The 15,287-nt window shown below is 25.2% G+C and carries 7 protein-coding genes; 1 reads left to right on the forward strand and 6 read right to left on the reverse strand.

Features of this window, described 5'->3' with window-relative positions; all coding sequences use genetic code 11:
- Nucleotides 1–55 precede the first annotated feature (55 nt).
- From Q4E08_RS04525 to Q4E08_RS04550, 6 genes are all read right to left on the reverse strand, one after another.
- Nucleotides 56–8,395 (reverse strand): glucoamylase family protein, encoded by an 8,340-nt coding sequence (locus Q4E08_RS04525; RefSeq protein WP_303128911.1) that lies wholly within the window; start codon nt 8,393–8,395, stop codon nt 56–58.
- 159 nt (nt 8,396–8,554) lie between these two features.
- Nucleotides 8,555–9,487 (reverse strand): DMT family transporter, encoded by a 933-nt coding sequence (locus tag Q4E08_RS04530; protein ID WP_303128913.1) that lies wholly within the window; start codon nt 9,485–9,487, stop codon nt 8,555–8,557.
- 102 nt (nt 9,488–9,589) lie between these two features.
- The gene (locus Q4E08_RS04535; protein WP_303128915.1) at nt 9,590–10,672 is read right to left on the reverse strand and encodes a cell wall metabolism sensor histidine kinase WalK; all 1,083 of its coding nucleotides are present in this window, start codon (nt 10,670–10,672) and stop codon (nt 9,590–9,592) included.
- Complete coding sequence (locus tag Q4E08_RS04540) at nt 10,665–11,342, reverse strand: response regulator transcription factor (RefSeq protein WP_303128916.1); 678 nt, start codon at nt 11,340–11,342, stop codon at nt 10,665–10,667. The genes Q4E08_RS04535 and Q4E08_RS04540 overlap by 8 nt, the downstream gene beginning before the upstream one ends.
- A 138-nt stretch (nt 11,343–11,480) precedes the next feature.
- Nucleotides 11,481–11,978: a PepSY domain-containing protein gene (locus Q4E08_RS04545; RefSeq protein WP_303128917.1), complete on the reverse strand. Its 498-nt coding sequence runs from the start codon at nt 11,976–11,978 to the stop codon at nt 11,481–11,483.
- Nucleotides 11,979–12,125: 147 nt separating this feature from the next.
- Nucleotides 12,126–13,424, reverse strand: a complete 1,299-nt coding sequence (locus Q4E08_RS04550) for a M18 family aminopeptidase (protein ID WP_303128919.1) — start codon at nt 13,422–13,424, stop codon at nt 12,126–12,128.
- 384 nt (nt 13,425–13,808) lie between these two features.
- On the opposite strand from Q4E08_RS04550, the gene Q4E08_RS04555 reads away from it, so the two are divergent.
- Nucleotides 13,809–14,987, forward strand: a complete 1,179-nt coding sequence (locus tag Q4E08_RS04555; RefSeq protein WP_303128921.1) for a cation diffusion facilitator family transporter — start codon at nt 13,809–13,811, stop codon at nt 14,985–14,987.
- Nucleotides 14,988–15,287 lie beyond the last annotated feature (300 nt).

Here is a 15,287-nt window from a genome sequence, read left to right on the forward strand (position 1 = left end):
AAAAAAGAGATATAGAAAAATAAATTTAACTATATCTCTTACTATTATTAAATTTTTAGTTTTTAATATCTTTGTAATAAACCTCTATACTTGCATCTCCTAAGTTTTTAGGAATTAAATCTCCTTCTATTTCTTTTCCGTTTATTATTATTTTATTTTTAAATGATTTTTTTATCTTTATATTATATTTTTCTGATTTATTGTTTATTTTTATTTCAAAACCATCCCAATCACTTGGAATACATGGTGATATTTTGTATCCTATTCCTTTATAAATTTTAAATCCTAATATATTTTCTAATCCTACTTTATACATCCAACTAGCTGTTCCTGTATACCAGCTCCATCCACCTCTGCCTCCATGTGGTTCTCTTACATAAACATCAGCTGCCATAACATATGGTTCTAACTTATATCTTCTACAATCAAGTTCAGTTAATCCATGATTAATTGGATTTATCATATTAAAATATTTTACAGCTTTATCTCCCATTCCAAGCTTTGTTAATGCTAAAATAACCCAAGTTGCTGCATGAGTATATTGTCCTCCATTTTCTCTTACCCCTGCAACATACCCCTTTATATACCCTGGCTCTTCTTTTGATTTTTCAAAAGGTGGAGTTAAAAGTTTTATTAAAGCTAAATCTTTATCCACTAGATTTTTATCTACAGCTTCCATAGCTTCTTTTGCTCTTTCTAATTTACCACCTCCTGATATTACTGACCAACTTTGAGCTAATGAGTCTATTTGACACTCACCATTTTCTCTAGAACCAAGAGGTGTTCCATCATCAAAATAAGCTCTTCTATACCATCCTCCATCCCAAGCATTTTTCTCAATATTTTCTCTTATAAATTCTCTCATTTCTCTATATCTATTTACTTTTTCATCATCTTTCATATAATTACATATATCATCAAATCCTACTAAAATTTTATATATAAACCATCCAAGCCATACACTTTCACCTTTTCCCTTATTGCCTACTGTACTCATTCCGTCATTCCAATCCCCACTTCCCATTAGTGGGATATTATGCTTACCGAATCTCAGTGATTTTTCTATAGCTTTTATACAATGTTCATATATAGTTCCTTCCTTATTTGATTGATTAACTATTGTATATCTCTCATCCTCATCTTCCTTTAAAGGTTCATCCTCTAAATAAGGAACACTTTCATTTAATATATTATAATCTCCTGTAATTTCTATATATTCAGCTGTTACAAATGGTAACCATAATAAATCATCTGAAAATTTTGTTCTTATTCCACTATTTATTATAGGATGCCACCAATGTTGAACATCACCTTCTAAGTATTGTCTTGAAGCACTTCTTATAATTTGATCTTTTGTTATACTTGGATTTATAATACCAAGAGACATTGAGTCTTGAAGTTGATCTCTAAATCCATAAGCACCACCTGATTGATAAAAAGCCGTTCTCGCTAAATATCTACAACTATAATTTTGATATAGTAACCATCCATTTAAAAGATAATTCATTGATTCATCTTTTGTTTTAACTTGTATATTTCCTAGGAAATCGCCCCAATACTCCTTAATATTATTTAATTCGTCATTTACATTTTCTATATATTCATATTTTTCTATTAAACACTCTATTTTCTCTTCAGATTCTTCTTCTCCTAAAAGTACTATTAACTCCTTCTTTTCTCCAGGCTTTAATGTAATATCACACTTTGTAACTAAACATGGATCAAAACTGCTTCCACATGCCCCACTTAATTTATCTTCTTGCAAACCATTTGGTGATTCTAAACTACCAGAAATCCCAATAAATTCTTTTCTATCACAGGTAAAACTTATATTTTCTCCACCTATTATAGTTGAATACGCTTTCAAATTACCAAAGTACTCTGAATATGGGTTTTGACCATAAATATAGTTTCCTCTATTGTAGGTTGATATATATCTAGCTGTTTGATAATTTAAAACTCCAAGTACTAGTTGAGCATAATAATATACTGATAAATTTTTATCAATATTATCTATATTTTCTAGTATTATTTTTTGAATTTTAACCCTTTCTCCCTTTGGAGCAAACACTATCATATTACCTCTTATATTATTAACTGTATGAGAATAGCTTGAATATCCAAATGAGTGTTTTATTATATACTCTCCATCATTTCTAACAGGCTCTGGAGTTATTGAGAAATATTTCAAATCATTATTATCTCTTATATAAATTGCTTCTCCTAATGAATCTTTAACTATATCATTATTCCAAGGAGTTATTTTATTTTCTCTACTATTTTCACACCAAGTGTGCATAGATCCAACTTCGGATGTATGAAATCCAAACCTTTCATTAGAAATAACATTAATCCATGGTGCTGGCGTATTATTATTCTCTCTAAGCACTATTACATAACCTTTATCTTCTTTATCAAAACCACCATACCCATTAAAAAAATCTAACTTATTCTTTAATTCATTATACATACTTATTTTGTTTTTATTTTCTATTATTTTTTTATATTTATATGTTTCTTTATCTTGATATTCATCATTTCCATTATTAAAAAGTTGTTGTTCTTTTAATTGAGTTAATATATTTCCCTTTGTACTATCTATAAAAATTGATGATATACCAATTAAAAAATCTCTTATATCTTCATTCATTGTTGATTTATTGTGAAGATATATTCCTCCTTGTTTATTTAAAATTTCTTCACCAGATAAAACATTAATTTCTTCTAATATCTCTCTTTGAAGTGGCATTTCATAACTTGATTCTTCATTATTATAAATTACTAAGTCAGTTTTAACTCCTTTATTTTTAAAGTACTTATGCATTTTTATAATTGACCTAACTAAATTAATATCTTCATCACTATTAACAAGTAACATTATAATTTTTATATCTCCTGATATTCCAAATGCCCATAAATCTTTCTGATGTTTATTTATATTTCTTATATAAAACTCTCTATCTTTTCTTTCATTATTTAAAAATAATATATATGAAGCTAAACTTTGATATATATTAGCTTGTGCTGATGTAATAGCAAGGTTTTTAAGTTCAACTTGCATAAATCTACTATATGTATTAAACTCATTTTCTAATTTTTTAATATTACTATATTCTCTAGAAAGTTTTATAACCTCATCTCTTTCAGATGCAGTTCCTGTTATAAAATAAATTATTTTTTCTTCATTTGGTTCTAAGTTTAATCTTACTCTAGTACTAATTATAGGATCTAATACTGTTCCTACTGTATTTTTTAAACTATTATTATTATCCAAAGCTAAAGGCTTATCTAAGTCTCTATTTCTTCCAATAAAATTCATTCTTGAAGTTTCATAACTCATTACCCCTTCAAACTCATAATCACATATTGGCTTATGAAATATATAAGGAACTTTTCCATCTTTAACTCTAGCTCGCCTTTTCCCTATTACTGTTTTTGTACTTTCATCAAATTCAGTTTGAATAAAAAGATTTGAAAAGCTTGGGTGTGCTGTGTCAGCTTCCATAGTAGTTAATGTTACTTCCATATAACTTGTTACTTCTATAGATATTCCTTTTTCTCCAACATTTTTTAATTTTAGCTTTCTTATATCTATACTATCTTCACTTGATACTACAACTTCCATTTCACTCTTTATTGATCCACATCTTTTTGTAAATTTTGCTTTATCTACTGAGAATTCTATATCCGTTTCTTCACAATCATTTCTGCAAGGCTCAAAAGTAGCACTCCAATATTCATTAGAATTTAAATTTTTAATATATAAAAATAATCCACTATTATCAACAGTACTATCTCCTTTCCATCTATATAATAAATTATTTCCTTCTTTTGAATAACCGCTTCCTTGTAAGGTAATCATAGTTGAAAAGTTTCCATTTGATAACAACAAAACTTCTTGATTTTTATTTGTACTGCTATTAAATCTTCTTGGAGTAAAATCTTCACATTCTATATATTCTCTATTAATTGCAATATCTTCATTACGCTCAAATGTTATATATTTAGGTATCTTTTCTTTAAGTAATATTTCTGTTGCTTTTACTTCTTTTATATTATGAAATCTTTGCTTAAGTATATTATTATTTAATATGTTATCTAAAGCTAATAAAGACATACCTAAATGGTGAACCATATAACATCTTACTTCTTTACCTTTATACATATGCCCTTTTATTTTATTATCTCTTTTTCCAGTAAAATCTATAGCTTCTATAAAACCATATCTTCCTACTGCTCCTAAACTTTCTAAATTTCTTAGATTTTCTATAGACTTCTCCTTAATACAAGGTAATACCATAAGTGTTGAATATGGTGATATTACTAAATCATCTTCAAGCCCTCTTTTTAATCCTATTTCTGGAATTCCAAAAGCTTTATATTGATAAACTTCTCCTATATCAAATTTATAATAAGCTGATTCTGATATACCCCAAGGAACATTTTTCTTTTTAGCAAATGCTATTTGTGCCTTTATAACTGACTTATACGTTTTATCTAAAAGAGTTTCTTCAAAACTTTTCATTATTAAATTGGGCATAAAATATTCAAACATAGTTCCACTCCATGAAACTAAACTCATCCCTCTATATGCATTAGTCATTGCTCTGCCAAGTTTAAACCAATGACTAGTATCAACTTCATTTCTTGCTATAGATAAAAATGAAGCTACTCTTGATTCAGATGCTAATAAATCATAATATGAATTCCCTAAAGAATTTTCCTCTACATTATATCCTATAGAAAATAATCCTCTATCTTTTGAATATAAAATTTTAAAATCCATTTCACTCATAATTACTTCTATTTTTTCTATTAAATCATCAATTTTCTTTTCAAAAACATCTAATTGTTTAACTTTTTCTTCTAAAACTTTATTAGAGTCATCTTCTGATAATCTTTCAATCTTTTTTATTTCTTTTTTAAATTCTATAAGCGATGGGTTTTCTTTCTTTAAATATTCAAATAATATTTTATTTATATCTCCATAAATATACTCTGAATATTTTATTTTATTTTCAATTTCTTTCTCTAACTTATTTAACCAATATTTAAATTCTTCTTCTCTATCTGTACTTTCTTCTTTTATTAATTTAATATATTGTAATTGTTGTTTTAAAATCTGTATATAATCTTCATTTTTTAAATTATTTGATACATTGAGATTATTACTATAATCTATTCCTAATATATTGTATGTATCAACTAAACTTAAAACTTCTTCTTCTCTTATTAATGGATTATTTTTATATTCAATAAGTGTTTCTTTTATAATCCATAAATAACCTAATAAATTTCCACTATCTACTGTTGATATATATCTTGGCCATAATGGTGTACAGGTTTTTGTATCATACCAATTAAAATAATGCCCCTTATATTTAGTAAGTTTATTCATTCCTTCTATTATAAGTTCTAATCTCTTTATAACTTCACCTAATGATATATATCCTAAGTCATATGCAACAATATTTGATATAAGCCCCATTCCAATATTAGTTGGTGATGTTCTATGTGCAACTCCTTTGTAAGGTTTTTCTTGATAATTATCAGGAGCTAAATAATTATTTTCTTCATTAACAAAATCCTCATAATAAGCCCATATCCTTCTACTTATACATCTTAAATAATTTCTTTCACCTCTTGTAAGCTCATCTTTTTCTTCTTTTATTGAAGTACTTATATTAAAGGCTATTAATGGTGCAAATAACCATAGTATAGATATTACTGTCATTAACCCACCTAGTGTAAAAGATGAATTAAATCCAAATACAATAAATAATCCTCCAGCTAATACAGAAAACCACATATTTCTATAATAATATCCAATACTATCCTTAACTGTATTCTCAGCATCTTCTGCTGTTTGCCATTCTAATAAATTATTTTTTGATATTAGAAGTCTAAATAATGCTTTACATATTGCCCCTACCATTATATACGTTTGATATGGTATAAAACTTATAATTAGAATTACTTCTTTAAAACTTTTCAAAGTTCCTATAAGTTTATTTTTAGGAGTAACAACAAAATCGGTAACAGTAAATAATAATGGTGTTGCTATTGCTAAAAATAATAATATAGTTATTTCAATACCTCTATTTAATGATAATAAAGTTATTATAATCCCTATTAATATTGATGGAGCTAAAAGACTTCTCCTTAAGTTATCGAATATTTTCCACCTTGAAAGTGCAGATAACTTTTTTGAAAACATCCATGAAATTAATTGCCAATCTCCTCTTACCCACCTATGTAATCTTTTTGTACTTGATATATATGTTGATGGATAATTATCTATAAACTCACAATCAGTTACTAATGCACTTCTTACATAACATCCTTCTAAAAGGTCATGACTTAATACTCTATTTTCCGGTATTTCATCTTTAAGAACATTATAAAATACATTTATATCTATAATTCCTTTACCAGTAAATGAACCTTCTGCAAATAAATCTTGATAAGTATCAGAATATGCTGTTGAATAACCATCAACTCCACTATCACCACCAAATATTTTTGAAAATTTACTTTTATTTTTACTTTCTAAAGATATTGAAACTTTAGGCTGCATTATAGTATAACCTCTTTTTACAATACCATCTTTACAAAATGGTTTATTCAAAGGGTGACTCATTGCTCCTATTAATTTTTTTATTACTCCTCTTGGTAAAAAAGTATCTGTATCTAAAGTTACAATATACTTGGCATCTCTAATGCAATCTATATTTGAACTTATAACATTATATGTATGGTTTTTGCTCCCTTTTAATAAAGCTATAAATTCCATTATTTTTCCTCTTTTTCTTTCTTTACCCATGAACACACCTTCATGAGTATTATAAACTCTTTTTCTATTAAAGAAGAAAAACTTATCATCTTCATCTCCTTTACAATACTTTATATTAAGAGTTTCCGTTTCTCTTATAGCCTTTAAATTTATTTCTTTTTCATAATCATTTAATTCTTCTTTGCTATCTTTAAAATCTGCAAGTATAGCAAAATATAAATTATCTTCTTTATTAGCTAAATATGCTACTTCAAGTTTTTCTAAAAGCTTATGTATATCTTTTATTGAATTAACTATTGTTGGCACTATTACTATAGTCTTTTGTTCTGAACTTATAGAATTTAACTCTAACTTTGGTACATGCCTCACTTCTACACTTTTACTAACTACTAAATTTATTAATGTAACTACAACTTCACTTGATGGAATTAAAAGTATTACTGCTGCAAGTATATATTGACCTAAATTATAATTTGCACCTAATAAATTTCCCATAAAAAGTGTAATTAATATTAAAAATAATGTTCCTAAAACATTTATCATAAAGAAACTTTTAAAATTCATTTTATTATTTATTTTATTTGTAATTTCAAGAACTTCATTTAAATATTTAATCCCATCATCAATTAAATAGTATCCTATATGCCTTTTAAAATCACATTTTCCCAAATCACTTGCTTTTTTTGCTAGAAATATTAATCTTTCAGCTATTAAAATTTCATCAATATTATTTAATTTAGAAATTTTTTCAATTTTATGGCGATAATAATCTTTTGATTCAAAATCCATTCTATTATAAATATTATTAGGATCATTTTTTAAAATTTTCTCCACCATAGATGTTTCTTCAAAAAACCTTCTCCAATTTATAGAATCTATCTCTCTTATTGAATTAATTAATAAACTTATTTCTAACTCTAATTTTGATTCTAATAATTTATTTTTCATTACACATTTATCTGAACTGTTTTCAATTAAATTTAACTTTAAAATACTATATAAATTTTCATCTTCATAAGAATTATCTTTTAAAACTTTATATAACTGATTATTAAAATTAAATGTTGATTTTTTTATAATTTCATAATATCCATCTGAATTTTTATGTTCTTTATCTGAAATTATTTTATAAGCTAGTTTTTTACCATTTAATTTATCACTATATATCTCTTTTAAATTTTCAGTTATATTAGATAAGCTTATAATTATTGAAGCTCTAAGCATTAATGGAAATGCCCATAGTTCTCCCATAGTTAGTTTTTTATTATTTTTTAATATAAAATTTATACATTCTTCTGTTACATTCATATTATTTTCATTTAACATCTTTCTTGCAAGAAAAAAAATACGTGGAGAATTTTCATTATTAAAAGTAACTTCATTTAAATCCTCAAAATATTCTTTAGGCATATTCTTTTTAGTTGTTTTATATTCTTTTTCTATTAGATAAATATTATCTAATAACCATTGCCCTGCCCCTATTACATCTTCTCCTTCATTTGATAAAGCTTTTATATACTTATAATTTTCTTTTATTTTCATAAAACTAAGCTTTAATTCATTAAGTACATTTCTCCTACTTGATGAGTTTTTGTTATTCACTTTAATCTTCTCCTTTGCAAAGTTTTACTTGTTAACTTAGTTTTTACCAAAATAATAAAAAAAATTACTTTTTATTTTTCTATAAAAATAAAAAAGATGGTATTTATAAAAAAGATAAAAAATCTCATTTATAAATACCATCTTTTTAAATATATAATATTACTTTATTTCTGTATTTAATTCCCCTAAATTCTTTTCTTCAATTAACTCTTCAACAGTTTCGATGCTTGATTTATCTTTTGCTAATATTATAGTTGATATTATTATAAATATTGTACCTAAAATTAATGCTAATGTTAGATGTTCTCCAAATAATATTACCCCCATAATAATACTAACAATTGGTTCAAACGTACCAAGTATTGATGCTGAAGATGCACCTATAAGTTCTATACCTTTTAATAATAATATTATTGATAATATTGTTGATACAACTGATATTAACATATATGAAGATACTAAATTAACTGTAAATGTCATAACTAATGAATTATTTATAAGTCCATAAAGTATCATTCCAACACCAGCTCCAAAAGATAAATACATAGTAACTACTCTATTATCAACATCTTTAAGCTCCTCAAGGGCTAACATTATAATGTTACCTGCATAACTTATTCCAGAAATTATAGCTAAAACTACACCTAATATACTTAATGTATTATTTTCAAATGCAATTAAAGCATATGCTCCAATTCCTGCAAATATTAATGATGCTAATTTATTTTTACTCATAAGCTTTTTAAATAAAATATATTCAAATATACAAACAAATGCTGGATAAACAAAATGTAATGTAGTTGCAAGTCCTACCCCTAAATAATTATAAGACATAAATAATGTTTGAGTAGTTATTGTATAGCCAAAAAATCCTGTAAAAAATAAATATAGAAATTGTTTTTTTGTTACTTTAATTGATACTTTAGTTATAAGTAAATATACAAAAAGTATAACTGCAGCTATTGAAAATCTAAATACTAATACTGTAGTTGGATTTGAACCATTTTGATATGCAAATTTAGCAAATATAGGCATTAACCCAAATGCAACTGAAGCTAATATTGCAAATAAAATTCCTTTGTAATTTTTCAATTCTTCATCCCCTTAATTATATATAATCACTAACTTTTAAACACGTTCAATTATAGATTGTAAGAGTATAAAATCCTATTGTCAATGGCTATTTTGCTATTGTCATATTTTTATTTCAAATATTGATCCTTCCCCTAATTTACTATTAACAAATATAGTTCCGCCATATATATTTACTAATTTTTTTGCTATAGATAAACCTAATCCATTTCCACCTGTTTTACTATTTCTTGATTCATCAACTCTATAAAATCTATCAAAAAGAAATGGTATATCTTCTTTTGGTATTCCAATACCTCTATCTACAACCTTTAATATTTTATTGTTATTATTTTTTTCAAATATTATATCTATATTTTTATTAGTAGTTGAGTATTTTATAGCATTATCTAATAAAATTATAATAAGTTGCTTCATATGTAACTCGCTCATAGGAAAAGTTTTTACTCCATTATAATTAACTTTAATATTATAATCAGATTTTATAATAGAAAAATCATCTAAAATATTTTTTAAAACTTCTTCCGTATTACAACTTCCACTTAACCTCTCATTCAAGTTATCAAGTTTTGATATATCAAGTAATGTTTTTACTAAATCTATTAATCTATCTACTTCTTCACTACTTGCCTTTATTGATTTATCTAGCACTTCCTTATCATTTTTTCCCCATCTATTTAATAATGATAAATGACCTTTTATTATAGTAAGTGGTGTTTTAAGTTCATGAGAAGCATCTTGAACAAATCTTCTTTCCCTATTAAACGAAGCCTCTAAGTCATCCATTAAAGAGTTAAAAACTATACCAAGCTTTGAAATTTCATCCCTGCCATCACCAATTATATTAACTCTTTTATCTAACCTTCCTTCATTTTTTATTTGTTCCATTGTATTTGTAAGTTCTCTTATATTTTTAAGAAATAATCTTGATATTGCCATTGCACCTATCACACTTATAAATAACCCAAGTACAGCAGTTATTAATATTAAATAACCATAAGATTCAAATATATCATCAAAAATATTAAGTTCTATTCCATATTTACTTCTATGATCTATAAACCAATCAAAAAATACTGCTGTTTGAGCTATTGCTATAAATAATATAAATACTGCAAATACTATTGCAGATGCTATCGTTATTTTCCAAAATATAGGTAATTTATTATACTTTTCTTTAATCATTATCTCTCATAACATATCCAACTCCTCTTACTGTTTGAATATATTTTTCCTTATCATCTTTATCTAATTTATTTCTTATATATCTTACATATACATCAACAATATTAGTTTCTGCCTCTGAGTTATATCCCCAAACATTATCTAATAATACATCTCTAGTTAGAACTTTATTTTTATTTCTTATAAGTATTAATAAAAGTTGAAATTCTGTATTTGTTAATTCTATAATTTTTTCATCTTTTTTTACTATTCTTCCTTCTACATCTAATGTTATATCTTTAAATTTAAATTCACTTTTTATATTTTTACTATTTATTCTCCGAAATATAGCTTCCATTCTAGCTAATAATTCTTCTATTGCAAAAGGTTTTGCAATATAATCATCTGCTCCATTTTGAAGACCAGTAACTTTATCCATAACACTATCTCTTGCCGTTAACATTATTATAGGTGTATCTTTTTCTTTTCTTATTCTTCTACAAACTTCCAAACCATTTATTCCTGGCAACATTAAATCTAGTAATATTAAATCATAATTATTTTTTAATGCTAATTCTACAGCTTTTCTACCATCACTTGCTACATCAACATTATAACCTTCATATTTTAATTCCATCTGTATAAATAAAACCATATTTTCTTCGTCTTCAACAATTAAAATTTTTCTCATAAAATCCTCCTTCCTAAATTAAATTAATATAAATTGCCTATACTACTATTTAATCACACAATAGCTAAACCATATGTAAATATTTTGAAAATAAGAGAGATTTTAAATCTCTCTTATTTATAATAGTTAATAATTAAATTAATCATCATGATGATTATCCCCATGACCATCATGACAATTATTATCTATTTCTGTTATAGCACCTGTTCTTCCATCTACATTAACTTCTTGAAGCATATTATCCTTATCTTTTATCTCTATCTCATACTCTACAACACCATCATCTACATCTTCTTTTGCGCTTACTAAACTTCCTGGAACTTTCTTTAAAGCTATTTCTTTAGCTTGATCTAATGTATAATTTGGTTTTTCTGCAAACTTCATTTCTATTTTTTCTTCTACTTGCTCTATTGGATTATATTTATTCTCCATAACTTCATGTGTTATAGCTCCCGCAGCTATTGTTCCACATAATAGAACTCCCAATATTGAAAGTCCTATCACTTTTCCTTTACTAATTTTTTTCTTAGCTTTTTTTTCTTTTGAATTATTTTGTGAATCATCTTTATTATTATTTAATTCTATAAATTCTGTATCCTTTATATTTTTGTTTTCATTTATATTATTTTCATTCATAAAAAATCCTCCTAAAAATTTAATATTTATATTATGTATTAATAATAACAACTTAAAATTAAAATATACTTTATATAAAATGAGAATTTTTTAATTTTACTATAAAAATAAAAGAGCAATTATTTAAATAACTGCTCTTTATAATAACTAATTTAAGCTAAAGAATTTAGTGAATGCTTCTACTGAATAGAAATTATCTTTTACTGTTGCAAGTTCTCTTACTGAGTGCATTCCTAATATTGGTGCTCCCATATCAACAACTGGTATACATAAATCAGCTGCTGACATTGGTCCTATTGTTGTTCCACCTTTTACATCTGATCTATTTACAAACTTTTGCATTGGAACATTAGCTTCTTTACATACAGCTTCAAATATTCCAGCTGCAACTCCTTCTGTTGAATAGCTTCCTGATGCTGCAATTTTAAGAACTGGTCCATTTCCAAGAACAGGTCTATTTGTTGGATCATGTTTTTCTGGTAAATTTGGATGTACTGCATGAGCTAAATCTGCTGAAATCATTATTGAATTTGAAAGTGCTCTAAAGAATTCTTCTGTATTTTTATCAAGAGCAATTGCAATTCTTTCTAATGTTCTTCTAATTAAATTTGAATTAGCTCCTTGAGCTGTTAAGCTTCCTATTTCTTCATTATCTATACAAATCATAACTTTTGTTGCATCTATATCTGAACTATTTATTAAAGCTTTAATTCCTGCAAAAACCATCCATTGGTCATCTAACTTTCCAGCTGATATAAATTCTTCATTTACTCCCATTATGCATCCTTTTTCAAATTCATATAGGAATAAATCAAAATCTAATATATCTTCTTTATTAACACCTAATTCTTCTGTAATAAGATTTAATAATAAATCTTCCTTTTCTAAACTTTCATTAACAAATCCAGCTAAAGGTAATGTATCTTTTTGTTTATTAAATTCATAACCTTCATTTACTGATCTATTCATATGAATAGCTAAACTTGGTATTACTAATACTGGCTTATTTATATTTACTAATTTAACTTCTGGCTTTAATGCTGATTTACCCTTAACTATTACTCTTCCAGCAATTCCAAGTGGTCTATCAAACCAAGTATAAAGTATTGGTCCACCATATACTTCTGTGTTTAATTTTAAATAATGATTTTCTCCTACCATTTCAGCATTTGGCTTAATTTTAAATCCTGGTGCATCTGTATGTGCTCCAATAAGTCTAAAACCATCTTTTTCTATTTCACCATTACCAACATTAAAAGCTATTACTGCTGAATCATTTTTCTTTAAATAATATTTTCCGCCTTTTTTAACTTTCCATGAGTCAGATTCAAATAATTCTTCAAATCCTTCTTTATCCAAAATTTCTTTTACTGATGAAGCAGCATGATATGCTGTTGGACTATTATATAAGAAATCTATTAATTCATTTGCTAATTTCTTTTGCATAACTATTCCTCCTAAAGCTAAATAACTATTTATTATATATTTTACCACATTTAATACTAAAAATAATTATAAACTAATGATTTAATACTTTATTTAACCTTTAATTATTTAAATTAAAATATGTATAAAGCATAAATTTTAATTTTTTCATTTAAACTAAAATTATATAAATAACCTGAAATAAAATAAACATTTATTTAAATAAATATTAACTTTTAAAATATACTTTTAACTATATAAATTCTAAATTAAAATAATATTTCTTTACCAAATAAAAAATAAACTTTAATTTAAAACATAGTATAAAATTAATGTTTACTTTATTTGATTAATGTTTAACTCTAATATAGAATAAAATATATAAATTAAACGGGGGTAATATTAATGATTTCGCAATTTTTAGTAAAAAAATTCATAAAAGATAGTGAAAATACCGCTAGTAAAAAAGTTCGTAATTCTTATGGATTTTTAGGTGGTATTATTGGAATAATAGTTAATTTTTTATTATTTTTAATAAAATTTAGTGTCGGTACATTAGTATCAAGTATAGCAGTTACTGCTGATGCCTTTAATAACTTATCTGACACGGCTTCTTCAATAATAACTATTGTTGGATTTAATATGGCAAATAAACCAGCTGATGAAGAACATCCTTTTGGACATGGTAGAATTGAGTACTTATCAGCTCTTGTTGTAGCATTTATGGTTATGCTAGTTGGATTTCAATTTGTAAAAACATCATTTGATAGAATAATGAATCCCGAAGCTATTAAATTTGAATGGATTCCTTTTATTCTTCTTATTATTTCTATTTTTCTTAAAGTGTGGCTTTCATTCTTTAATAAATTTATTGGAAATAAAATTGACTCAACAGCTTTAAAAGCATCTGCTGTTGATGCTTTAGGTGATGTATTTACATCAAGTTGTGTTGCAATATCTTTACTTGCTGCTAAATTTACAACTATTCCAATTGATGGTTATGTTGGTATCCTAGTTGCATTATTTATAATTTATTCTGGATTTTCACTTGTTAAAGAAACAATTAATCCTTTACTAGGCGAAGCACCTGACCCTAAATTAGTAAAAGATATACATTCTATGCTTTTATCATACGATTATATAACAGGAATACATGATCTTGTTATACATAACTACGGTCCTGGAAGATGTATGGCATCAGTCCACGCTGAAATACCATCAGATATTGATATTATGAAAATTCATAATATAATAGATAAAGCTGAAAGAGAAATTTCTAAAGAACTTGGTGTATATTTAGTAATTCATATGGACCCAATATGTTTATCTAATGATGAAATTAGAGAAGCTCATAATGAAGTATCAAAAATTATTAAATATAATCCATTAATTAAGTCTATGCATGACTTTAGGATAGTTGGTGAAGGAAATGAAAAAAATCTTATTTTTGATATAGTAGTTAATTCAAAGGCACTAAATAAAATAATGGATGAAAATGCCTTAAAAAAAGATTTAATAAAATCAATAAAAGATATACATCCTCAATATAATTGCATAATAACAATAGACCATGATTATAGTTAATTTAATTATAATTTATAGTAATCATTTGTTTTAAGCAAATTTTATAGAGTAGCTTTTTAGCTACTCTATTTTTAATCTAATAAAACTTTAATTTTTCAAAAAGTTATTTTTTATATTGAACTTTTGGAAATTTTTGTATTATAATCTATTTATAAGTAAATTCTATTTAAAATCTTTTAACTCTTTATTGTTTTATTATCAATTCAAAATAAAATTAATATTTTAATCAATTAAAGGAATATATAGTTCTCTTTAGAGAACTATATTACTATTGCATATAATATTATAAGCATAGAAAAA

This window comes from Clostridium sp. (assembly GCF_030532265.1).
In the GTDB taxonomy this organism is placed as follows: domain Bacteria; phylum Bacillota; class Clostridia; order Clostridiales; family Clostridiaceae; genus Clostridium.